25 protein-coding genes are annotated in these 24257 nt (G+C 41.9%); 17 read left to right on the top strand and 8 right to left on the bottom strand.

What is annotated here, in order from left to right; genetic code table 11:
* The first annotated feature begins 19 nt into the window (after positions 1-19).
* Positions 20-1525 carry an anthranilate synthase component I gene (gene trpE, locus BM271_RS13805; RefSeq protein ID WP_046790627.1) on the top strand — a complete coding sequence of 502 codons (1506 nt, stop codon included), beginning with the start codon at positions 20-22 and terminating at the stop codon, positions 1523-1525.
* A gap of 15 nt (positions 1526-1540) precedes the next feature.
* The gene (locus BM271_RS13800; protein ID WP_046790626.1) at positions 1541-2119 is read left to right on the top strand and encodes an anthranilate synthase component II; all 579 of its coding nucleotides are present in this window, start codon (positions 1541-1543) and stop codon (positions 2117-2119) included.
* 80 nt (positions 2120-2199) lie between these two features.
* Here BM271_RS13800 and BM271_RS13795 read toward each other — a convergent pair whose 3' ends face one another.
* Genes BM271_RS13795 through BM271_RS13785 form a run of 3 tightly spaced genes read right to left on the bottom strand, consistent with a single transcriptional unit; the run spans position 2200 to position 3955 of the window.
* The gene (locus tag BM271_RS13795; protein ID WP_046790625.1) at positions 2200-3027 is read right to left on the bottom strand and encodes an RluA family pseudouridine synthase; all 828 of its coding nucleotides are present in this window, start codon (positions 3025-3027) and stop codon (positions 2200-2202) included.
* Positions 3028-3534, bottom strand: a complete 507-nt coding sequence (locus BM271_RS13790) for a thioredoxin family protein (RefSeq protein ID WP_046790624.1) — start codon at positions 3532-3534, stop codon at positions 3028-3030.
* A 13-nt stretch (positions 3535-3547) separates the two neighbouring features.
* Positions 3548-3955, bottom strand: a complete 408-nt coding sequence (locus BM271_RS13785) for a disulfide oxidoreductase (RefSeq protein ID WP_082103676.1) — start codon at positions 3953-3955, stop codon at positions 3548-3550.
* Between the two features lie 125 nt (positions 3956-4080).
* On the opposite strand from BM271_RS13785, the gene BM271_RS13780 reads away from it, so the two are divergent.
* From BM271_RS13780 to yhaM, 9 genes are all read left to right on the top strand, one after another.
* Positions 4081-5187 (top strand): GAF domain-containing sensor histidine kinase, encoded by a 1107-nt coding sequence (locus BM271_RS13780; RefSeq protein ID WP_200795357.1) that lies wholly within the window; start codon positions 4081-4083, stop codon positions 5185-5187.
* Positions 5188-5191: 4 nt separating this feature from the next.
* Positions 5192-5824 (top strand): response regulator, encoded by a 633-nt coding sequence (locus tag BM271_RS13775; RefSeq protein ID WP_046790622.1) that lies wholly within the window; start codon positions 5192-5194, stop codon positions 5822-5824.
* Between the two features lie 107 nt (positions 5825-5931).
* Positions 5932-7236, top strand: a complete 1305-nt coding sequence (locus BM271_RS13770) for a dicarboxylate/amino acid:cation symporter (RefSeq protein ID WP_046790621.1) — start codon at positions 5932-5934, stop codon at positions 7234-7236.
* A 168-nt stretch (positions 7237-7404) separates the two neighbouring features.
* On the top strand, positions 7405-7860 hold the full coding sequence (gene xdrA, locus BM271_RS13765) for an XRE family transcriptional regulator XdrA (RefSeq protein ID WP_046790620.1): 456 nt from the start codon (positions 7405-7407) through the stop codon (positions 7858-7860).
* Positions 7861-7950: 90 nt separating this feature from the next.
* A complete protein-coding gene (locus BM271_RS13760; protein ID WP_046790619.1) occupies positions 7951-9081 on the top strand; it encodes a DUF445 domain-containing protein in 1131 nt (376 codons plus the stop codon).
* Positions 9082-9135: 54 nt separating this feature from the next.
* Positions 9136-9492 carry a YlbF/YmcA family competence regulator gene (locus BM271_RS13755; RefSeq protein WP_046790618.1) on the top strand — a complete coding sequence of 119 codons (357 nt, stop codon included), beginning with the start codon at positions 9136-9138 and terminating at the stop codon, positions 9490-9492.
* An 89-nt stretch (positions 9493-9581) separates the two neighbouring features.
* Positions 9582-10766 (top strand): metallophosphoesterase family protein, encoded by a 1185-nt coding sequence (locus tag BM271_RS13750; protein WP_046790617.1) that lies wholly within the window; start codon positions 9582-9584, stop codon positions 10764-10766.
* Positions 10767-10773: 7 nt separating this feature from the next.
* On the top strand, positions 10774-13701 hold the full coding sequence (locus BM271_RS13745; protein ID WP_046790616.1) for an ATP-binding protein: 2928 nt from the start codon (positions 10774-10776) through the stop codon (positions 13699-13701).
* A gap of 10 nt (positions 13702-13711) precedes the next feature.
* The gene (gene yhaM / locus BM271_RS13740; protein ID WP_046791533.1) at positions 13712-14653 is read left to right on the top strand and encodes a 3'-5' exoribonuclease YhaM; all 942 of its coding nucleotides are present in this window, start codon (positions 13712-13714) and stop codon (positions 14651-14653) included.
* A gap of 36 nt (positions 14654-14689) precedes the next feature.
* Here the strand turns inward: yhaM and BM271_RS13735 are convergent, their stop codons facing one another.
* The 3 genes from BM271_RS13735 to BM271_RS13725 all read right to left on the bottom strand — a co-directional run bounded on the left by BM271_RS13735 (position 14690) and on the right by BM271_RS13725 (position 16720).
* Positions 14690-15757: a peptidylprolyl isomerase gene (locus BM271_RS13735; RefSeq protein ID WP_046790615.1), complete on the bottom strand. Its 1068-nt coding sequence runs from the start codon at positions 15755-15757 to the stop codon at positions 14690-14692.
* Positions 15758-15851: 94 nt separating this feature from the next.
* Positions 15852-16235: a YtxH domain-containing protein gene (locus BM271_RS13730; RefSeq protein ID WP_046790614.1), complete on the bottom strand. Its 384-nt coding sequence runs from the start codon at positions 16233-16235 to the stop codon at positions 15852-15854.
* A gap of 56 nt (positions 16236-16291) precedes the next feature.
* On the bottom strand, positions 16292-16720 hold the full coding sequence (locus tag BM271_RS13725; RefSeq protein ID WP_046790613.1) for an HIT family protein: 429 nt from the start codon (positions 16718-16720) through the stop codon (positions 16292-16294).
* Positions 16721-16806: 86 nt separating this feature from the next.
* On the opposite strand from BM271_RS13725, the gene BM271_RS13720 reads away from it, so the two are divergent.
* Positions 16807-17547 carry an ABC transporter ATP-binding protein gene (locus BM271_RS13720; protein ID WP_046790612.1) on the top strand — a complete coding sequence of 247 codons (741 nt, stop codon included), beginning with the start codon at positions 16807-16809 and terminating at the stop codon, positions 17545-17547.
* Entirely contained in the window at positions 17540-18742 is a 1203-nt protein-coding gene (locus BM271_RS13715; protein ID WP_046790611.1) for an ABC transporter permease, read from the top strand. The genes BM271_RS13720 and BM271_RS13715 overlap by 8 nt, the downstream gene beginning before the upstream one ends.
* A gap of 12 nt (positions 18743-18754) precedes the next feature.
* Here BM271_RS13715 and BM271_RS13710 read toward each other — a convergent pair whose 3' ends face one another.
* Positions 18755-19291: a hypothetical protein gene (locus BM271_RS13710; protein WP_046790610.1), complete on the bottom strand. Its 537-nt coding sequence runs from the start codon at positions 19289-19291 to the stop codon at positions 18755-18757.
* A 165-nt stretch (positions 19292-19456) separates the two neighbouring features.
* On the opposite strand from BM271_RS13710, the gene hemE reads away from it, so the two are divergent.
* The 4 genes from hemE (at position 19457) to BM271_RS13690 (ending at position 23850) form a co-directional block, all read left to right on the top strand.
* On the top strand, positions 19457-20482 hold the full coding sequence (gene hemE, locus BM271_RS13705; protein WP_046790609.1) for a uroporphyrinogen decarboxylase: 1026 nt from the start codon (positions 19457-19459) through the stop codon (positions 20480-20482).
* A gap of 6 nt (positions 20483-20488) precedes the next feature.
* Positions 20489-21406 carry a ferrochelatase gene (gene hemH / locus BM271_RS13700; protein ID WP_046790608.1) on the top strand — a complete coding sequence of 306 codons (918 nt, stop codon included), beginning with the start codon at positions 20489-20491 and terminating at the stop codon, positions 21404-21406.
* A gap of 18 nt (positions 21407-21424) precedes the next feature.
* Positions 21425-22795 carry a protoporphyrinogen oxidase gene (gene hemY / locus BM271_RS13695; RefSeq protein ID WP_046790607.1) on the top strand — a complete coding sequence of 457 codons (1371 nt, stop codon included), beginning with the start codon at positions 21425-21427 and terminating at the stop codon, positions 22793-22795.
* Positions 22796-22860: 65 nt separating this feature from the next.
* The gene (locus BM271_RS13690) at positions 22861-23850 is read left to right on the top strand and encodes a lipoate--protein ligase (RefSeq protein ID WP_046790606.1); all 990 of its coding nucleotides are present in this window, start codon (positions 22861-22863) and stop codon (positions 23848-23850) included.
* A 60-nt stretch (positions 23851-23910) separates the two neighbouring features.
* Here BM271_RS13690 and BM271_RS13685 read toward each other — a convergent pair whose 3' ends face one another.
* On the bottom strand, positions 23911-24135 hold the full coding sequence (locus BM271_RS13685) for a hypothetical protein (RefSeq protein WP_046790605.1): 225 nt from the start codon (positions 24133-24135) through the stop codon (positions 23911-23913).
* Between the last annotated feature and the right edge of the window lie 122 nt (positions 24136-24257).

The following is a 24257-nucleotide window of genomic DNA, read 5'->3' as shown; positions in this document are numbered from 1 at the left end:
AAATGAACGAGGTGATAAGATGACCACGTATGAAGCGTTTTTAAATGATGCAAAAACCTTCCGCACAGTTCCGGTTGTGCAATCTTTTTATACTGATGTACTGACACCGGTTCATATGTTTCATGCTTTAAAAGATGAAGCAGCCTATATGCTGGAAAGTCAGGAGCCGGGATCCCCGTGGTCCAATTTCTCATTTATTGGCATAAATCCCATGATAGATGTGACGGAGGTAAATAATGAATTTGTCATCCGGGATCTACAGTATAGTTTCACAGCAAAAAAACCCTCGTTCAAAAGTGCTTTCGATACAGTGCTTGCTGAATTGAAGGTGAAGATCCCTGAAATCGATATTCCTTTCAAGGGTGGAGGCGTCGGCTACATCAGCTATGATGCCATTTCCGACTATGAACCTGTTCAAAAAGCGATTGTGACAGAGGAGAAGCTCCCGAATTATCACCTTTTATTCTGCCAGACCCTGCTCGCGTATAATCATCGGACGAAAAAAATAACGATACTGACTTTTGCCAGAATCAGTGAGGATAAATCTCCTCGTGAAATCTATGACAGGGCAAATCACCATATCAGATACATCAGAGACCGTCTGGTTAAAAACAGTGAGCTTTCCGATCTGATGATGCCTGTGGATCTGTATGAAAGCCCTGCAAAAAAGATGGAGAGTAATTATGGGAAAGATAAATTTAAAGAAGACGTTGGAAAAATAAAAGAGTATATCACGAAGGGAGACATCCTCCAGGCTGTTCTGTCGCAGAGGTTCCATACGAAAACAGAGAGAAGCGGATTTGAATTGTACAGAGTATTAAGGAATGTGAATCCGTCGCCTTATATGTACTACCTGAAGTTCAATGATGTTGAAGTGATCGGCAGTTCTCCTGAAAGGCAGCTGCAGGTTCAGGATGGAAAGCTTGAAATCCATCCTATTGCGGGGACCAGAAAGCGTGGGAAAACAAAAGAAGAGGATGACAGGCTGGCTGAAGAATTGCTAAATGATGAAAAAGAGATTGCAGAACACCGCATGCTTGTAGATCTCGCCAGAAATGATATCGGCCGGGTGTCTGTATACGGAACTGTAACCGTCAGCGATTATATGACTATTGGAAAGTTTTCAAAAGTGATGCATATCATCAGTAAAGTCAATGGAGATTTGAGAGATGAAGTTTCCCCGATCGATGCATTTATCTCCTCTTTTCCGGCTGGAACACTGTCAGGTGCACCAAAGGTAAGGGCGATGCAAATTTTGAGGGAGCTTGAGCCCACACCGAGAAACCTGTACGGCGGCAGTATTCTATATCTCGGCTTCGACGGCAATATGGATTCATGTATCACGATACGGACGATGACCCTGTCCGGAAATGATCTATATATCCAGGCGGGGGCAGGTGTTGTTGCAGATTCAGATCCGGAATCGGAGTATCAGGAGACGATCAATAAGGCGAGCGCACTTGAAAAAGCAGTCCATTTGTCTGAACTGATATTCAGGGAACAGGAAGTACATTCAAATGCCTGAGGAGGAGAGGATAATATGATATACATGATTGATCACTACGACTCCTTTACTTTCAACATTGTTCAGTTTTTAGGGGAAATCGGAGAAGAGATAACGGTCAGAAGGAATGATGAGGTCCGCCTGACTGAAATTGAAGAATTAAAACCCGATCTGATATTTCTTTCTCCGGGGCCGCGTACACCCGAACAGACAGGTATGACGCTTGAAGTGATAGAAAAGTTCAAAGGCGTCATTCCAATATTCGGAGTATGCCTGGGACACCAGGCCATAGCTTATGCATTCGGCGGTCAAATTGTTAAAACCGAAAGGCTGATGCATGGAAAAACTTCAAGCATCCATCACGATGCGGCAGGTATATATAAAGCAATTCCGCAGGGGACTGAAGTGATGAACTATCATTCACTCGTCGTTGACAGGATGTCATTGCCGGACTGTCTTGAAGTGACTGCGGAAAATGAAGATGGAGAAATCATGGGGATCAGACACAGAGAATTGCCTGTTGAAGGTGTTCAGTTTCATCCCGAATCAATCGGTTCCATTGACGGCAGGAAGCTGCTTGAAAATGCAGCAGGTCATATAAAAGTGCATATATAAAAAAGCAGACTTTGGTGTCGCCCTCAAAGGTTGGAGTTGAAAATCCAACTTTTGAAGATGACTACCGTGAGTCTGCTTTTTTATAGAGTTTCCCTGTCCAATTCAACGATGATATCTTTTTGGGTGATCGGATGGACGAATTCAATTCTGTAACTGAACAGCTGGAGGTCGCGGAGTGTCGCTCCGCCATAGAGTGTGTCTCCGATTACGGGCAGCCCGATATGCTCCAGATGCACTCTGATCTGGTGTGTCCTTCCAGTTTCGAGTTCAATTTCAATTTCGCAGTAATCCTGATGTACTTTTGAGCTTAAAATATGAGTGATTGCTTCTTTACCTTTATCTGTAACATGATATTTGTTGCGTTCTTTGGGGTTTTTGGCAATCGGCAGATTGACAGTCTGCGCTTCAACCAGTTTTTTAGTATCAACCCTGGCGATGTAAGTCCTTTTAATTTCCCTCTCGGCGAGCATGTGATCGAGCATTTTCTTGACCAGTGGGTGCTTCGCGACTAAAAGTACACCTTTTGTTTCCTGATCCAGCCTGTGGACAGGTTCAAGATAAGGTGTTTCCAATGTATAAATCGCATGATTCATCAGAGTGTTCGTTTCATGCATGTCATTGGGATGGGTTTTTACACCTCTCGGCTTGAACAGGACAGCCAGATATCTGTCTTCGTATAAAATATCACAAGTGCGGTAACTGGGTTTGTAGTTGCTTGGACTGTGATCGTCAGGCAGAACCACTTTGTCACCGGATGAAACTGTACTGTTGAGCGGCTTTTTTTCATCGTTGATTACAATGTCCTTTGACATTCTCAGCAGATGCATTTCTTTCTTCGGAACATGCAGTGCTTTCAATATATCTTCGAGTGACATTGAGTCGAAGCGCTCGTTTACGGTGAATTTCATTTATTCTTCTCCAGTCATTGCATTAATGAATGACTCATAGTCATCCGAGTTTCCAGGGTTGCCGGTGATTCGGTCTACTTCTTCACCATTTTCGAAGTAGACAAGAGTAGGTGTAGCCTCAATTTGATATTCCTGCCATGCCTGTTCGTACTCTAGGATATTTAGCTGTGTTACTTCTTCACCAGCTGAATTGAAGGCGTCCATCAGGAAAGGCGTAGCAGCTTCACAGTGCATACATGTCGGGCTCCAGAAATATACGAATTCTCCTTCACCGCCGCTTACGATGTCTCCGACTTCATCAAGTGTCTTATTGTGCTGATAGTTTTCGTCATCCAGCTTGTCGATTGTTGCGCCTTCCAGTTCACCGGGATCTTTGTCAGTGTAAGGATAATAGCCGGATTCACTGAGACTCTCTGGATCATCAGAACTGCTGTTCATGAAAATGAATACTCCAATAAAAACAATAATAACTATAGCGATGATGCCGTAAAATACTTTGTTTCCCATTATAAATTCTCCTTTAATCTTTTTTGATCAAAAATGTTAAAATTAAAATAACTACAAACGCTGTGAATGACAGGAGAGGAATTGTTATAAAACCCAACCAGTTTATATATTGAACCGTGCAGGAGACACCCTCACATGCAGCCATGCCGTCCCCCAGAATACTTACTTTTTGGAGCGCATAATGGTAACCGCCGATGATGATACCGAGTATACTGAAGATACGGATATAATATTTTGCACCGAAATCATTCCTTATGAGGCCGATAAGGGAGATGATGACGATGGGGTACATGAGAATACGCTGATACCAGCAGAATTCGCATGGAACATACTGTCTGATTTCACTGAAGTAGAGAGAACCCATCGTTGCAATGAGTGAAGTGAAGAATAGCAATTGCAAGTATAATTTTCTGCGATCCATCTGAGACCTCCTGTTTGGTGTTAATTTATAATTCATACTATACCATTATAAAAGAATGCTTTGTTTAGTTGGCAGTGAGAATTTTACAAAATGATTAACTTTAAAAGTTGGAGGGTGAAGACCTGATGAAAAGTAAACTGCAGCTTTTGAAAGATATTGCGGAATTCCTCAACGAAGAAACAGATAGAAACACAATGATAGAAGGTGCGCTCAGACTTTTAATCGACCATTCTGATTTTGAAACCGGCTGGCTGTTTTTCATTGATAATGATGGAAATCCGGAATTAAAGGCTCATTACCAGCTGCCGCCATCACTGAAAAAAGAAGGGTATCAGCATCTTTGCGAGGGTAAGTGCTGGTGTGTCAACAAATATAATAACAGGGAGCTTGACCGGGCGACGAATATATTCGTATGTTCCCGTCTGGAGAAAGCAAGGATGGAGTATCCCGAGGAAAATAATAACATCACCCATCATGCCACAGTGCCGCTTTTGTCAGGGGATGAATCATTCGGCCTCTTGAATGTTGCCAGCCCCTATACAGAGCAGTTTGCCAAAGATGAACTGGATCTGCTGGAATCCGTTGCTTTCCAGATCGGTTCGACTTTAAAACGGATAGAACTTACGGCCCAGGAACAGGAAAATATGATAATAAGGGAACGTCAGCGTCTGGCCCGTGATTTACATGATTCCGTTAACCAGATGCTTTTCTCAATCGGTATCACTTCTCATGCTGCAAAGACGTTGAAGGATAAGGAAAAATTATCCGATGCCTTTGATTCGATCGAAAATACTTCGAAACACGCCATGAGGGAAATGAAGGCGTTGATCTGGCAGCTGAAACCGATTGGACTGGAAAAAGGGATTATTGATGCGATAGAAAAATATGCAGATTTGCTCGGTCTGGAGCTGGAAGTCAAAGTGACCGGCTTCTATGATGTTCCGGATCACATTGAAGTTGGTCTGTACAGAGTGATGCAGGAAGGGTTGAATAATGTCAGAAAGCACTCAGGCTCGACGAAAGCCGAGATTGCAATCCTTTCAAAGAGCGACGAGCTCAACATCCAAATCAAAGATGACGGCATCGGTTTTGAGCAGAAAGAAAAAAGTGGTTACAGCTATGGTTTAGGTAATATGAAAGACAGGGTCAGGAAACTTGGAGGCATACTGGAAATAAAATCAAAAAAAGGCGAAGGGACTTCTATAAAAGTGTCTGTACCGAGAGGAGCATGAGCAAATGTATAAAATCATAATGACTGACGATCATCATATAGTACGGGAGGGCATGAAATTTCTGCTATCCACCACTGAAGATATAAGGGTAATCGAGGATTTCGGTACCGGGGCGGAAACATTGGAATTTTTATCAGAAAACCACAGGGACACAGACTTGGTATTACTTGATCTGGTAATGCCTGAAATGGATGGCATCGAAGTGACCAGGAGGATAAAAGCGGAATATCCAGGAATCAAAGTTCTCGTATTATCAAGCTATACGAGTGAAGAGTATATCCGCCCTGTTTTTGCAGCACAAGCTGATGGGTATATCATCAAGGAGATGGCAGCGGAAGAACTTATTGAATCCATCAAAAATGTCATAGAAGGAGAGAAGGTGATCCATCCGGACATTTTGGAAGTGATTGACAGAGAAGGGGATATGCCGCACGAAAAGAATATTCTTTCAGCAAGGGAGATTGAAGTTTTGAAAGAAATAGTCAAAGGGAAATCGAATAAAGAAATAGGGAAAGCGCTGTTTGTAAGTGAAAAAACAGTGAAGACACATGTAAGCCATATACTGAATAAACTGGAGGTTTCAGACAGGACCCAGGCTGTCATATATGCGATCAAATACAACATTGTAGAGTTTTGATCCGCCCAATAAGGTTATGGGGTAAACGGTTACAAAAAATCAGTTTACAAAAATGAATGCATAGCCTTATAATAAGACGAGTACTTTCAAAGTTATGGGGGGATTTTATGAAAGTCGGTAACAGAATGACTCTGTATATCGTAATTGGTTTGATTTTGGGTATCGCAGTAGGTTCAATTCTCAGTCCGATGGCTGATCAAGGATGGGTACAGTGGATCGACCAATACATATTCAATGTAATCGGACAATTATTTCTTAATATGATTTTCATGATGGTTGTTCCAATTGTATTTATTTCCATAGTTCTTGGTGTTTATAACGTGGGTGATCCTAAAACTCTGGGGAGTCTTGGAATCAAAACGCTTGGATTTTATCTGGTGACTACTTCAATTGCTATTACCATTGCTATGACACTGGCAAATATTTTGGATCCTGGTGTCGGCCAGTCGGATCTTCTGGATTCAGAAGAGGTTTCAGAATACCGGACATCAGAACTTGAAGGTGGAGAAACCGGACAAGCGATCGAGCAGACGGTTGACCAGACGATCATCAATATAATACCGACCAATGTCCTTAATGCGATGGCAACGGACAACATGCTTCAGGTGATTGCTTTCGCAGTGTTCATCGGTATTGCGATGATTTCAGTCAAAGACAAAGTTGGCGGGCTTGTAAAGTTATTTGAACAGGCGAACGAGGTTGTGATGTGGATTGTAATGGCGATCATGAAATATTTCGCAGCCATCGGCGCATTCGGACTCGTTGCAACTGCATTTACCCAGGCAGGATTTGATGCAATACAGCAGCTGGGCATGTACTTTATCTGTGTGCTTCTTGCATTATTCATTCATATGGCAATAGTATACGGCTCAATGGTGCAGTTCATGGCCAAGAAGAGTTTTGTATGGTTCATTAAGAACTTCGCACCGGCTATGGGTGTCGCGTTCAGTACTTCTTCATCAAGCGCCGTGCTGCCGATTTCACTTGAAACGGCACAGAAGAATCTGAAAGTCCGTAAAGGGATTTCAAGTTTCGTGCAACCTTTGGGTGCAACGATCAACATGGACGGCACTGCGATCATGCAGGGTGTCGCAACAGTGTTCATTGCCCAGTTGTCGGGTGTGGATCTGACAATCATGCAGATGGTGACTGTGGTTATAATCGCGACGGTCGCGAGCATCGGTACTGCGGGTGTTCCGGGTGTCGGCCTTGTAATGCTTGCAATGGTGCTGACAGCAGTCGGGCTGGATCCGGCAGCGATCGGTATCATTATCGGTATCGACAGACTGCTTGATATGACAAGAACGATGACAAACATCACAGGTGATGCAGCAATTGCGGTTGTGCTTGACCATCAGCAGGATGTTAAAGAAGAAAGGCAGGCAGCAAAAAATGGTGGAGCGAAAGCTTAATCCACTGCAATTCAAATGAATAGTTAAAAGGGGCACATCATGAACACTTCGTGAATAATGATGCATGCCCCTTTTAATTTTTGCCGAAATATATTATTATATTAAAAGTGTATTATTATAGCATTGAAATATTACAATATAAAAGGCAGACATGAAAGGAAGAAAGAAATGGATAAACAGGCTTTTACTGAAATCTTACAGTCCAAGTTCAAAATGGTCAGGACTGAAGCAGGTTATACACAGGACTCCATGAGTCATACTATCGGGCTTTCAAAGAAAACGCTCGTACAAATAGAGAAAGAACGCATTCTTCCAAACTGGACTACCTGCATTTCCTTATGTGCACTGTTCAGAGAGAGTGAAGTACTGACAAATACATTCGGGGGAGATCCACTGGAGCTTGCACAGGTGATATCAAGAGGTCATTGTGTGTATCCCAATTATGAGAGTGAAGCGGTCTACTGGGAAGAGCTTGAAACTAAAAATGGTTTCCGTCTGGAGTACAATAAGAGCAATAATATATACAGAGTGCTTAATCCGGAGAACCGTCCGGTCCATGCATCATATATCGAGCGTGAAATTCGTACATTCTTCTTGAGGCAGACAGATTTACAGCCAGTTTAATAAATTTTAACAAAAGCGCCGAAAGGTGCTTTTGTTTTGTCTGAAGGGACTTTTGTAGGATAATGACAATATTCGAGGAGGGATTATCTTTTGAATGTTTTTTTATTAATCATCTTCATGGGCATCATCGGTTCATTCATTGGCGGTATGACCAACATGATTGCCATCAAGATGCTGTTTAAGCCCTATGAGGCAAAGTATTTATTCGGCTGGAGGCTGCCTCTGACTCCAGGCGTCATTCCAAGGAGGAGGGAAGAAGCCTCCGGCAAGCTCGGAAACATCATCATTGGTCATCTTCTGACACCTGATGTGTTCATTGAAAAGATACAAAGTCCTGAAACAAGGAATTTCATCATGTTATTTATAGATAAGCAGATTGAGACGATTGAAAATGAAAAGTTGTCAATGAGATATTTTCTGGAGCGTTTGAGTGAAGGGCTTTCTGAAAAAGTTGCAGGCAGCTTCAACAGAGAAATCGAAGATAAGGTGACTGCTGAAGGGGACAGGTTGTATTATAAGAAAATTCATGATTTGATCCCGCCCGATGCCATGACAACAATGGACGTTAAAGTAAATGCGCTTCAGCCGCAGATTATCAGTAAAGTCGAAGAGTATATAGAATCTGAAAAAGGGTATGAGGATTTATATACCATGACAGATGAATTTATAGAAAACAGGGGCAGGCTTGCCCGCTCAATAAAATATATTATGACTAAGGAATCAATCGTTGAAAGTATCCGGCGTGAAATAATAAAACTGCTCCACCATCCTAAAATGACCGATATCCAGGTTCGGATCATTCAGGATGAGTACACCAGACTTAAAGAATATGAACTCAGTGATCTGCTATCTGTAAACGACAAGGAAAGACTGTCTGCAAGTGTTTCCGATGTCCTTAAGGAGCGTATCAATATCGATGCAATCCTCGATCGTCCGATTGCCGAATTCAACCCGGAAATGTTCGAATCGTTTAAAGAGCGGGGCAAATATAAACTTCTCGATAACATTATTGATTATTTAGGGAAGAACACAGGTAAAATATTCGAGAAGCTTCAGCTTGCACAGCTGATAAAGAAACAGATTGACAGCTTTGAACTGAGCCATATCGAAAAACTGGTATTTGATATTGCAGATAAAGAGTTCAGAATGATTACAGTGCTGGGATTCGTCTTAGGGGGAATCATAGGAGTTTTGCAGGGAATCATCGTAGCCTTTTTATAAGGGCCGCAAGTGTGTTAAAGTAGTAATATCTTGTGTAAAAGGAGTTTTAATCTAATGACAGTCAACGTATATGATCAGGCGAATGCACTCGAGAGTGCTCTCCGTCAATCCGAAGAATTTCAAAATATGAAGGAATTTTACGGTAAAGTAAATGAGAATCCAGAATCAAAAGCACTTTTTGATGATTTCAGGGAGGTTCAGATGAACCTTCAGCAAAAGCAGATGCAGGGTGAAGAAATCCTTGAAGAAGAGGTGCAGAAAGCACAACAATCTGCTGAAGACATCGAAAAAGATGAAAATATCAAGTCATTGATGGAAGCTGAACAGAAAATGAGTCAGCTGATTCAGGACCTCAACAAAGTGATCATGAAACCAATTGAAGAACTTTACGGTCTGAACAACCAGAATTAATTCAGAAAGAGGTCTGTTACAGACCTCTTTCTTTTCTGTTTTTTGGTATACTATACATAAATGATTTTATGAAAAGTCAGGTGAGACGAATGGTCAAATTCATACATTGTGCAGACCTGCATTTAGACAGTCCTTTTAAGTCCAGATCAAGGATGCCGGGCGGTATTCTAAATGCACTGATGGACAGTACATATAATAGCGTGGAAAGAATGATCGATTTCGCCATAGAAAACAAAGTGGATTTCATAGTGATAGCCGGAGATGTTTTCGATAAAGCGAACCGTACTCTGAAATCGGAAATATTCATGAAGCGGCAGTTCGACAGACTGAAGGAGAATGGGATTTTTGCATATGTCATCCATGGCAATCACGATCCTCTGACAGATGGCTTTAAAACACCGTGGCCGGATAACGTCACAGTGTTTAAAGAAAATGTAGAGACCTATGAAATGATCAGTTCAAAAGGTGAGAGGATCTTCCTTCATGGTTTCAGTTACTTCCTTGATGATTCCTACGAAAATAAACTCGATAATTATCCGGTTAACACGATGAACGAAGGTATTCATATCGGCCTTCTGCATGGTACATATTCAAAAGGTACTTATAAACAGGAGAGATATACCGAATTCAACCTGGAAACTTTAAATCAGAAACTGTACCATTACTGGGCACTTGGTCACATTCATCAGCGGGAACAGCTGAGTGATCTGCCTCCCATCCATTATTCAGGGAATATACAGGGAAGGCACAAGAATGAATATGGAGAAAAAGGTTTCATATATGTAAAAGGAGACGAAGTCTATCTCGACAGACAGTTCATACCGGTCCAGGATATCATATTCTCAGAATATACTCTGGATGTCTCTTCATTGAATAAACAGGACCTGTATCAGTCGATTGTGGAATTTAAACACAGATTAAGAGAAAAAGGGAAACAGATTATCCAACTGACCCTTTACCATAATGGAGATGAAATCATCTCTGAACCGGATTTTAATGAGGTCATTGAACTTCTTAAAGAAGATGAGAGAGACTTGAAGGATTTCATATGGATCGACAGTCTGCATCTTAAATATATGAATCAGGACAGTATAGCGCTTTTAAATGATATTAAAGCAAGCTATTCTTCCAATGATGTTCTGTTCAAAGAGGCGATCAATTCAATGTATATGGATCCAAGGCTCAACCGCTACTTATTGCCTATCCAGGAATTAGAGCAGGAAGAGCTGCTCAATGAGGGCGAAGAACGCCTTAAAATGCTTATGAGGAAGTAGTGAGTATATGAAAATCATATCACTTAATATATACGGTTACGGCAAAATAACCGAAACTGAACTCAATACAAACCAGAAGTTTGTCCAAATCTTTGGTGAGAATGAAGCGGGCAAATCAACAATGCAGTCATTTATCCATTCCATACTCTTCGGATTCCCGACGAGGAAAGAACAGGAACCAAGAAGAGAACCCCGGATGCATAACCTTTACGGGGGTAAACTGACGGTTCAATTTCCTGATGAAGCTGGGCCCGTGGAAATCGAACGGATCAAAGGGAAAGTTCAGGGTGACGTGAAAATTTATTTTCATGACGGTACAGTGAGAAGTGAAGATTGGTTGATCAAGAAGCTGAACTTCATAGACAAGAAAACATATCGCTCCATATTTTCTTTTGATGTATTGGGTTTGCAGGATATCCATAAAAACATGACTGAAGATAAACTGCAGGAATATCTGCTCCGTGCAGGGGCACTTGGTTCACATGAATATGATGAGATGCTGAGCGCGATTGATGCTGAACTAAAATCGATTTACAAGAAAAATGGCATCAATCCAAAGGTCAACCAGGAACTCGAAGCGATCGCTTCTGTGAATGAAAAAATTAAAAGTCTTGAACAGCATGAAGAAAGATATAAAACGTTGATCAACGAACAATCCAAAACTGAAGAAAGTTTAAATGCCAAGAAAAATGCTTTATATCAGCTTGAAACAATCCGCAAACAGAAGATGAAAGAAGTCATGTACCATACAGATATCAAAGAATGGAAATCTCTTGAAGATAAATTGAACATCGACCCGGTCGTCTTTCCAGAGCAGGGAGTGGAGCGTTACGAAGGTCTGAAAAATCAAATCAGGCAGATTCAAAGAGACGTTGCACTAAGGACAGAAAAACTGAAATCCCTGAAAACTGAAATCTCGGCAGTTGAGCTTCCTGATAAAGAGCATCTCTCCTGTCTGGAAAAAATTCAAAAAAGAGAGCCGGATATCAAACAGAAAAAATTGGAAGTATCCCGTCTCAGTACAGCTGTTGAAAATCTGGAAGACGACATCGTCCAACTGCAGAGAGATATCGGCTGGCAGCAGGAACATGACGATGTGGACGATTCCAATATTGTTAAGGAATCGGTTCAGACACTGCTTTCAAAACTTGATGAAGCTGTACTCGAAGAACAATATCTGGTCAGGGAGATCGACCATCTTAAATCCGATTTAAAACAGCTCGACCAGGATATAGAACGTCTCGAAAATTCTCAGATCAGCGAAGAGCGGCTGCGCATTAAAAAAGAAGTGATCGACCGCGAGTTCGAACTTAAAGAAAAAGAGAAAATGTTCAAACTCATCGAAAAGGACTATGAGCGGGAAAAACGAGAAAGAAACAGAGTGAAGCGCGGGCAGTCCATTTTGATCATCGGAATCAGTGTCATTGCACTTCTGATCGGTATTTATTATCTGTTTTCATCAAACTGGCTGATGGGTGGAGTGTTTGTAGCAATCGGTATAGTCACGCTTCTGCTCCTGATGCTTACGAATCAGAAAGAGGATGAATCTCTTAAGACGGATTACCAGAAGGAAGTTCGTGAGCTGGAGGATATCATCGATACGATTAAAAGAAACAACGACGTGGACTTTGATATAAACGATGCAAGAGATTTGAAAATGGATTTGAAAACGCAGACTACAAAACGCATTTCTTCCAATGTAAAACTTGAAGAGATGAGAGATGCACTGTCAGTAAAAGAAACACTTCATGATTCTCTCAATACTGATCTGCTCAGAGTAAAGAAAAGTCTTATGGTAAATCCGGATATTGAAAATAAGTATATCGTGGATGCCATCCATACCATCAGGGAAATCAAACAAAAGAGAAACCAGATTAACAGGCATATTCTTGAAATGGATAATATAAGAAAAGAACTCCAGGAATTCAAGACTGAAGTGAAGAATGATATCTCCACAATGGATATCCAATATGATGAGAACAGCATCTTTTATGATATCAATAGCACAGTTTCAAAAATGTATAAAGATCAGTCCCATTACACGAGGCTGGATGACCAGATTAAACTGCTGGAAAATGAAATCAATGTGCTGGAAGAAAGAAATGCTGTTTCAGAGGACGAAGTAGGGAAACTGCTCGGATATGTAGATGCAGAGGACGAGGAAGAGTACTACTACTATGCCAGAAAGCACGAAGAATATCATAATAATATTGCGAAATTCAAAGAACTGAGCGCGAAACTGGATGAAGAGCATTTTGATTATGATTCAAGAAATGAACTTTCCCGCTTCCTGCTTGCCGACCTGAAAGAGGAAGAAGAAAATATTTCCGGACAGATAGAAGAATTCAACAATAAGGTCCAGCAGGAACAGAAAGTGCTTGCTGAAATCAACTCTGAAATCGGCAGTCTCGAAAGTGACGGTAAGCTTAGTGAACTGAACCATATGTTCGAAATGCGTAAAAATCAGATACAGGGCCTCTCCAGGGAATATATGTCACTTAATTACATCCGCATATTGATTGAAACCCATATCAAGGCAATCAAGGATGAGCGCCTCCCGATCGTCATAGAAGAGGCGAGGTCCATTTTTGAAAGTGTGACACGGGGAAGATATATCAATGTGATATATGATGAGGATGGGATAAAAGTCCGGCACAGCAATGGACAGCTGTTCCATCCGCTGGAGCTGTCCCAATCCACCAAGGAAATGCTGTATATCAGTCTGAGGCTGAGTCTCATCAAAGCATTGAAAGGGTATTATCAGCTTCCGCTCATCATCGACGATGCATTTGTCCATTTTGACAGGGAACGTAAGAAAATCATCATGGAATATCTCCGCAATGAAGTAACAGATCAGGTATTGTATTTTACATGTAATCTTGATAATTCAATACCTTCTGCACAAACGATAAAATTAAAAGAAAAAGTGAAATGAGGTGGCTCTGATTAATAATATTTCAAAGCTTAAACCAGGGGATAGCGTGGAAACTTTCTACTTGATAAAAAGGAGCCAGCAGGGAGTAACCACACAGGGAAAACCGTATATGACTTTGTTCCTCCAGGATCGTTCGGGGGAAATCGAAGCGAAATTGTGGACAGTTTCAAAAGAAGATATGGAAGTGTTGAAACCCGAGACCCTGATCAAAGTGAAAGGCGACGTCATTGATTACCGCAATAAGAAGCAGATGAAAATATCTGCTTTCAGGACAGCGAACGCAGAGGATGGCCTGAGCGCCAGAGACTTTGTTGAAAAGGCGCCTATAGACGAAGATACATTGTATGAAAGCATAATGGATTATGTGATAAAAATCGAGAATGGAAGTCTCCAGAGGATTGTCCGTCAGCTCCTGAATAAATACAGAAAAGAATTTTTGACATTCCCGGCAGCAATGACGAATCACCATGATTTCGTTTCGGGTCTTGCCTATCATGTACACTATATGCTGAAAACAGCAGAGGCACTCTGTGACATCTATCCATCATTGAACCGGAGCCTTCTATACAGCGCAATCATCCTGCATGATATCGGCAAGGTAAAAGAACTTACAGGACCGGTGGGGACGACTTATACTGTCGAAGGCAACCTTATAGGCCATATAGTGATTGCGAATGATGAAATCACACGGGTAGCAGATGAGCTTGACATCGAAGGTGAAGAAGTGATGCTGCTGAAGCATCTGATCCTCAGCCACCACGGCAAACTGGAATATGGTTCTCCGAAGCAGCCTATGATCAAAGAAGCGGAAATTCTGCATTTCATTGACAATATAGATGCGCGTATGATGATGATGGACAAACATATGAATCAGGCGGACAGAGGGAAGTTTACAGACCGTATATTCCCGCTCGAGAACCGGGCATTCTACCGTCCGGAGAAATTTGAATGATATAAAAAACTGCCGCAAAATTTTGCGGCAGTTTTTCTATTCTGCATTTTCTTCAGTTGATTCTTCCTCGGTTGATTGCTCTTCACCTTCAGCTGGTTGTTCGCCGGAAGATTGATCCGGAGCCTGTTGTGATTCAGGGCTTAAGTAAGTATCTTCAATGAATGTTTTGATTTCTTCATTTTCGAAATCAGCGTTATATTCTTCCAGTACTTCCTTGTAGTATTCAAGTACTTTATCCTGGTTTTCCTGGATCTTCTTGCTTACAATCTGTTTTTTGATCTGAGGCAGTTCTTCATCGATATCTTCTTCATCATGACGTTTGATGATATGATATCCAAATTCAGATTTGACAACATCGGAGACCTCACCTTTTTCTAGTTCAAACAGTGCTTTGTCGAAACCTTCGACCATTTGTCCTTTTTGAACATATCCAAGGGAACCATTGTTTTGGGCTGATCCGGTATCATGTGATTCTTCTTTGGCAAGTTCTCCGAAATCTGCTCCATCCTCAAGCTGCGCCTTAATATCTTCAGCTTTTTTCTTGGCTTCCTCGTCAGTCAGATCACTTTGCGGCGCCTGTGGCTGCTGTGAAGCGCCTTCTTCTGCATTCTCGTCTTTCACTGCTATAAGGATATGGGAGGCTTCGCGTGTATTTTCTTTTGCCTCTTCGTCAGTCACTTCAAATTTCTCTTCGAAGAATTTATCATGGTAGGCGTTTGTAATACGCTGCTCTTTATATTTTTCAACTGTCATGCCGGGCTGTTGCTGCTGCAGCGCCATGGCAAACTGTTCTTCTCCGCCCATCTGTTCAATCTCATCATCTATCTGGGATTCGATTTGTTCAGTGTCGACAGCATCACTGTATTTGTCTTTTAATATACTATCCAGAGTGAGCTGGAAAGTCTGGTTTGCCACAGTGCTCGTACCCATCTGGTTCAGGATGTCATCTGTTGTGACTTCTCCTGCATCACTTGTAGAAAGTACACTGCCAAACTCAGTTTCATTATTTTCTGTTTCGCTGTTTCCGCTTCCATTGTCGTCTGAGCAGCCTGCCAGGCCAACCAGTCCAAGACCAATGACAATCGGAGCTATTTTCTTTTTCATTATACAAGTCTCCTTTGGTTTTGACTACAGATGCTAATATATCACAAGAAAGCAGCAGGGTACAAAGATTTATACCCTGCTGCTTCATATACGTCTATTTAAATTTGAATTTAAAGTTATCCTGGATTTTTCCAACTGATTCCTGAATGTCTTCACCGCGATTTTGAAGATTTTCCACGTCTTTTTGTATGCGTTCAATATTCGGGGAAATGTCCGCCTTGTAATTGCTGATCATTGTTTTGACTTCATCGCCCAGTGTTTTAAAGACTTCCTGGGATTCATGCTTTGTTTTCAGGAATGAAGATTTCACTTCGTTCGCTTCAATTTTCAGTTGGCCCATCTGGGACTTCATACTTCCTGAACCGGACTTCAGTGAGGATTGAAGCTCACTTCCGGATTTCGGTGCATTCAGCATTGCAATAAGCGTGCCGCCGGTTACACCGACGAGAAATCCAATCCCTGCGTTTTTAAGTTTCATTATTAGTGTCACGTCCTTTTTGGCATTTAGGTCTCTTTACCCGAACCATGAAAGTATTATACATTCAACTGATTTTTAATGGCGTCTTCTATTTCTTTTTTCTGTTGATCACTGCGCTCGTCAGGATCCTGATTCCAGTTGTAACTGAACCCGTCATATTCACTTTCATATCTTGGAATAAGATGGAAGTGAATATGGAAGACCGTCTGGGAAGCATACTCGCCATTATTCTGGACGACGTTCAGTCCAGCCGGATTAAAGGCTGTTTTGATCGCGTTTGCAACTTCAGTGATCACTTTCATGATATGTGCACCGGTTTTTTCATCCAGATCATAAATATTTTCAACCGGTTTCCTTGGTATTACGAGCGTATGTCCTTTTGAAAGCGGAAAAGCATCTGTAAATGCAACGCACACATCGTCTTCGTATACGATGTTCGAAGGGATTTCATGGTCGGCTATTTTCTCAAAGATTGTTTTGCTCATTCATTGTACCTCCATTGTTCAGTTATGATATATTAATTTTAATACAAGTATACAAATAAATGATCACAAATAAAAGGAAGTCGGTTATGGTACTGCAAATAGAACATTTAACGGGTGGATATTCGAAGACGCCTGTTATACATGATGTATCGCTGAACATAAACAAAGGTGAAATTGTCGGTCTTATAGGTTTGAACGGTGCCGGCAAGAGTACGACCATTAAACATATTCTTGGATTATTACGGCCGCACTCAGGAGAAATACGTGTAGACGGCATCACAATCGGTGAAAATGCAGAAGATTACAGGAGACATCTGGCATACATACCGGAAACACCGGTATTGTATGAAGAGCTGACATTGAAAGAACATATACAGATGACAGCAATGGCATACGGTATTGGCGAGGAGACAGCACTGGAAAGGGCAGGCGATCTCCTTAAAATATTCAGGCTGGATACAAAAATCAACATGTTCCCGACTCATTTCTCCAAAGGTATGAAGCAGAAAGTGATGCTGGTCTGTGCTTTTTTGGCCAGACCGGATCTGTACATCATCGATGAGCCATTTCTAGGTTTGGATCCCCTGGGTATAGATTCCCTGATTGATCTGATGGTTGAAGAAAGAAACGGCGGCCGTTCCATATTGATGAGTACACATATTCTGGCTACAGCAGAAAAATATTGTGATCGCTTTGCAATCATTGACAACGGTAAAATGGTGGCAGAAGGCAGTCTCGATGCACTGAGGGATGAATTCAACATGCATGGCGCCTCACTTGATGAAGTATATCTCAAGATCACAGGAGGCGGCATAGACAATGCCTGATACTCTTTTTAAACCCAGGATGAATGCGGACATCAAGCGCCGCAGCTATTATAGTAAATTTATCTTCAACAGCCACTTTCTGATCTTTCTTACAATCGCAGGCGGTGTGTTCCTTTATTCACTGCTTGGTTTACTTCAGACACTGGAGTCTTCAATATGGCTGGATATGATTGCGGCTCTTCTGATGAGCATGCTTTTATTACCAGGGTACCGCTCGCTCCTGAAACCTGCGGATGGTATCTTTCTGCTGCCGTATGAAACACGCATGGATGCCTATTTCAAAGATGCCGGCCGGTACTCTTTGATGCTCGGTATATCGAAAGTGATCACTGGTGCAGTGGTTGCCCTGCTGATATTGACGGTTGGCCATGATACATTCGTAATATCATTGTTTTTACTGTTATCCCTGCTTCATTATATTGCCAATTTCCATATAAATAAGCGTGCCATAAACACCCAGATTTCAAGGATAGGCATGACGCCCGTCCTTTTCATCGTGAATATACTCAGCCTGATGCTTGTGCTGCAGCATCCGGCATGGCTGGTACTTTCACTGATATTGCTGTTTGCAATGGGTAAGTATGTAAAGAGGCGGGAACACCGCTATTTGGATTGGAATGCATATATAGAACATGAGGAGGTGCAGCTTAACCGTTATTACAGGAATGTTTCCATGTTTACGAATGTCAGCCATCTTGAAAAGCAGTTTAAAAGAAGGAAATATCTGGATCCATTATTGTGGAAGCCGAAAGGCGCATCTTTCAATAAGGAAAAAATGTATGAGTTCTTATTTTACAGAACCTTTGCACGGGATCATGACCTGCCGATGATCATTTTGAGGCTCATCATACTTTTCGGCATTATAATGGTATGGATGGGTAATATATACTTGTCCGTCGTCATCGGATTATTCGGCATATATGTCATCGTCCTTCAGATGTCCCAGATCTATTCCGCCCAGGCCTATCTGCTCTGGCCGAAAGTCTGGCCCGTGGACAGGACATTCATACAGAGAAGCTATGTCACTTACTCACATAAATCAGTGTTCGTCATATCTCTGATATTCGGTATCATATTCGCAGCTATCCATCCGGCACTCTTCTATATCGCAGTGGTCTTCCCTGTCTGGGGATATTTGACAAACAGGATATTCAGCAGAACCGTATATAAAAAAGAGCAGGAATTAAGCGACTGATACTTCAGTCGCTTAAAATTCGTCTTCGGGGTTTTCCGAGTCTTCTTCATTGTCTTTCAAAGGAAGGAAGAACCTTGCGGAGATGGATTGATGGAATAAAGATTCGGCTGTCCGGAATTTTTTCAATGCTTCGCTGCTGAGGTAGGACCTGTAATCATCCGTGTGTTTGAAATCACTGTATGTGGATGCTCCGGCCCATTGAATCAGGACGACAAATGACTCATCATTGATAGCCTCGCCAATCCGGTACGCCATTACACCATTCGTGTTCTGCAATGCACTTTCCAAGTCGGCAATATGGCCGTGCATCGAACCCTTCTTATTATCAGGAATAGGGATGAAATGTGCTGATGTCGCATTTTCATCATCCAAGGCACCTTTTGAATGGTCAATATTATAGGTGTGGCGGGAATTGAATATTGAATCCTCTTTGTCATCTTCATAATAAAGCATAGCATCCTGGCCCATTGCACCGATATGAACTTCAGGATGTTCCTGTCTTATATCTTTCAAGTATCTCAGTGTTCCTGTTGTTAAATGTAGTTGCATTCTGTTCACCTCTTAAATAGTCTTAGTATCTACATACCTTAAATCATATGACGGTAAACGCAATCCAAATAAATCGATTTTTTGACATTATGGCCGCAATTAATAATAATTATCAACAGTATGTTAAAATATTGAGTGATATATAGAATATTGGAGGAAAATACATTGTTCAATGATATTATCATCAAAGCGGCAAAAGGTGAAAAGACAGATTATACTCCTGTCTGGTTTATGAGACAGGTCGGTCGCAGTCAGCCCGAGTATAACAAGGTCAAAGAAAAATATTCTCTCATGGAAATTACGCATCAGCCTGAACTGACTGCATATTTGACAGCAACACCTGTGGAGAATTATAACGTGGACGCTGCAGTGCTCTATAAGGACATTGTTTCACCACTGGCACCAATCGGGATAGACGTGGAGATAAAGGCTGGGGTAGGTCCTGTGATCCACAATCCAATCCGCCATATCAGTGATGTTGAAAAACTTGGTGAACTTGATCCGTATAAAGATCTTGATTATGTCTACAAGACGATAGAGATACTGACCAAGGAAAAATTGAATGTCCCTTTGATCGGTTTTTGCGGGGCACCGTTTACAGTGGCCAGCTATATGATCGAGGGCGGTCCTACAAAAAATTATCATAAGACGAAAACTATGATGTATAATCAGCCGGAAACATGGTTCAGACTCATGGAAAAGCTGACTGATATGAGCATCCGTTATTTAAAAGCGCAGGTTGAATCCGGAGCGAGCCTCATTCAAATATTCGATTCCTGGGGCGGTGCGTTGAACAAAGCGGATTATGCACATTATCTTGCGCCATATATGAACCAGATCGTCGACAGCATCAGGGCGATGGATGTGCCTGTGATCGTTTTCGGAATCGGCGCCTCCCATCTTATTCCTGAATGGAATAAATTGCATATGGATGTCATGGGTCTTGACTGGAGGACGTCCATCGAAGAAGCACGCGGCATGGGTGTGAAGAAAGCCCTTCAAGGCAACCTTGATCCCGCGCTTCTGCTGGCGGACTGGGAGATCATAGAGCAGCGGGCTAAACAGATACTGGATCAGGGGAACAATGACGGCCATATCTTTAATCTGGGTCATGGCGTGTTCCCTGAAGTAAAACCGGAAACATTGAAACGACTGACTACTTTTGTACATGAATACAGCAAAGGAAAGTGATTTTGAATGACAGTGAAAAAAGGATTATTAGTGATGGCGTATGGTACCCCTTATAAGGAGGAGGATATCGAGCCGTATTACACACATATCAGACATGGAAGAAAACCTTCCGAAGAAGCGCTGCAGGACTTAAAAGAACGCTACGAAGCGATCGGAGGCATATCTCCGCTTGCGGATACTACTAAAAGACAGGCTGAAGCGCTCGTCAATAAACTGAATGCCGCGCAGAATGATGTGGAATATGAACTGTTCATCGGACTGAAGCATATCGATCCATTCATTGAGGACGCGGTTGAATCCATGAGCAACCATGGAATCAAAGAAGCGGTATCCGTTGTACTGGCACCTCATTACTCGGGATTTTCGGTTGGATCATACAATGAACGGGCAAAAGCCGAGGGCGAAAAATATGGGATTGAAATAAAATCCGTCGAATCATTTTATGAGCAGGAGCCGTTCATCGATTTCTGGACTGAAGCGGTGAAATCTGCGATCACGGAAATCCCTGAAGCGGAACTGTCACAAACGGCAACGATTGTGAGCGCGCACAGCCTTCCTGAGAAGATCAAAGAACATAATGACCCATATCCTGATCAGCTGGAAGAAACAGCAGCGTTGATCAAAAAGAATGCCGGCCTGGAAAATGTACATGTCGGCTGGCAGTCAGAAGGGAACACGCCGGACCCATGGCTCGGACCGGATGTGCAGGACCTGACGAGGGAACTTCATGAAACACATGACTACAAACATTTCATCTATCTGCCTGTCGGATTCGTGTGTGAGCATCTGGAAGTACTTTATGACAACGATTACGAATGTAAAGTGGTTTGTGATGAAGTTGGAGCAGGCTATCACCGTCCTGCAATGCCGAATACGGATGAACGCTTTATCCAGGCGATGATTAACGAAATTAATAAACTGTAGTAAAGAAGGCTGATTAAAGTGAAGAAAGTTGCCATAATCGGAGCGGGAATTACTGGACTCTCAGCAGCATATTATTTATCCAAACATGATGATATTGAGATAGATCTGTTTGAAAAAGAGAATCGTGCCGGCGGTAAAATCAGAACTCACAGAAGAGATGGGTATACCATTGAACTCGGTCCTGAATCCTATTTGGCAAGAAAGACGGCAATGACTGAACTTGCCGAAGAGATTGGCATGGGAGATGAGCTGGTAAGGAATTCAACCGGGCAATCCTACATTTATTCAAACAATAAATTATCAGCACTCCCCAAAGGAGCTGTGCTGGGAGTGCCGACAGAGCTCGGTCCGTTCCTTACGACCGACCTTGTTTCAGCAGGTGGCAAACTGACAGCCGGACTGGATCTTTTCAAAAAGCCTGCACCTCTGTACACAGATGTGTCAGTAGGCGGATTCTTCCGGAGGAGGCTGGGGGATGATGTTCTTGAAAACATGATTGAGCCCCTGCTTTCAGGTATATATGCGACGAATATTGATGAGTTGAGTCTGATGTCCACTTTTCCCTATTTCAAAGAAAGGGAAGAGAAATATGGCAGTCTCATCAAAGGCGCTATTGCAGAAAAACCGAAATCAACCGGAAAGCCGACAGGCAAAAAACAGGGACAGTTCCTTCAATTTGAAAACGGTCTGCAATCGTTCGTTGACCAGCTCCTAAAAGTGAATACTGAGAGAGGGGTCAATGCCCGGTTCGAAAGTGACGTAGAGTCTATTGATAAAAAAGATGCTGCATACACCCTCCGGGTAAATGGTGAGACGAAGATCTATGACAACATCATCATTACAACGCCGCACTTCCAGTACAAGAGGTGGTTCGATGACCTTCCACTTGAGTACTTCAAACACATGGGAGCAACAAGCGTAGCAACTGTCGTCATGGGATTTGATGAAGACCAGGTAAAGAATGACATTGACGGCACAGGCTTTGTAGTGTCCCGCAGAATGGATACTTCCATCACAGCTTGTACATGGACCAACAAGAAGTGGAAACACTCCACACCGGACGGAAAAGCCCTTCTGAGAGCATATGTCGGCCGGCCGGGGGATTTTATAGTTGAAGAGAAAAATGATGATGAAATCGTTCGTCTGGCGAGAAAAGATCTGGATAAGATCATGGATTTGGAAGGCGATCCGGAATTTACCATTGTTACAAAATTAAAACACTCCATGCCGCAATATAAAGTAGGGCATAAATCAAGAATTGATGCCATCAGAAAATATATGGAAGAGCACTATCCGGGTATCAGACTTACAGGAGCCTCTCATTACGGCGTAGGGCTGCCGGATTGTGTGAACCAGGCGAGAGATGCTGTAGACAGCATAATTAAATAAATGGAAAGTCATGGCCAGAATGTTATTATAATAATATCTGGTCATTTTTTTGAGGAGGAAAAAAGTTGAAGTTCATTTCAAACAATAATATTACAGACCCAATGATTAATCTGGCAATGGAAGAGTATGTACTGCGCGAGATTCCCACTGATGATTCATATTTTCTGTTCTATGTGAATCAGCCATCAATCATCATTGGAAAGAACCAAAATACTATAGAAGAAATCAATGAAACCTATATCAGGGAACATGGCATCAAAGTAGTCAGACGTGTTTCCGGCGGCGGTGCAGTATATCATGATGAAGGGAATCTGAATTTCAGCTTCATCACAGAAGACGACGGAAACAGTTTCCATAACTTCAGAAAATTCACGCAGCCGATTGTGGATGCATTGAATGATATGGGAATACCTGCAGAGCTTTCAGGCAGAAATGATCTTGAAATCAATGGCAAGAAAGTATCAGGGAATGCAATGTTCAGCCAGAGGGGCAGAATGTTCTCTCATGGTACTCTTATGCTCGACAGCGATATTTCAGAAGTTCAGAATGCACTGAAAGTAAACCCGAAAAAGATCGAATCCAAAGGTGTCAAATCAGTAAGGGGACGTGTCGGTAATATTAATGATTTCCTCGAAGAAAAAATCGATATAGAAGAATTCAAACGCAAAATTCTGGAGTATATATTCGATGGGGAAGAGAATATTGAAGAGTATGTACTGACAGATGAAGACTGGGAGAAAATCAATAAGCTTTCAGCAGAAAAATATCAGACATGGGAATGGAATTACGGTAAAAACCCTAAGTATAACTTTAATGTATCCCACAAATTCCCGGCGGGTCTGCTTGATGTCAGATTGGATGTCAAGAAAGGCAGGATTGAACATGCTAAAATCTTCGGTGATTTCTTCGGTGTTGGTGAGATTGATGTAATCGAGGAAAAGTTGATTGGAGTGGAGCATAACAGGGAAGCGATCGCAGAAGCTTTAAAAGATGTGGATATATCCCATTACCTCGGACGCATTACGAGAGAAGAATTATTGGAACTTGTCGCATAATATAAATAAGCTGACTTTACTCTATGTACAATGTACATGTAAAGTCAGCTTTTTTTGTCGTCATTCGCTGTCGTCTGTATCTTCATCAGTCAATTCCTTTAGCAGATTTGTGTATTTCATGAACTTTTCCTCATCTTTTGCCAAGAGCGCTTCCTCAATCTTATCATTGTATAATTTACAATTGTATTCATCCATCGCTTCTTGCAACAGGAGTTCAGCAGAGAGGTCGTTGATTGTGTTGATGAAGACACGCAACTGGTTAACTGGGTATACTTGTTTATTCATCCCTAAATCCCCCTTCATCTAAATGGTTGTTACAAATTATATAACACGTTTCGAGGCAGGTCAAACAAAGTTTGAATATTTAGATTATTTATTAATGTAATATTACAACTATAAGGGTTTTA

This window comes from Salinicoccus halodurans (assembly GCF_900114445.1).
Taxonomy (GTDB): Bacteria; Bacillota; Bacilli; order Staphylococcales; family Salinicoccaceae; genus Salinicoccus; species Salinicoccus halodurans.
The sequence above is the reverse complement of the archived record's forward strand: the minus strand, read 5'-3'. Positions and strand labels throughout refer to the sequence as shown.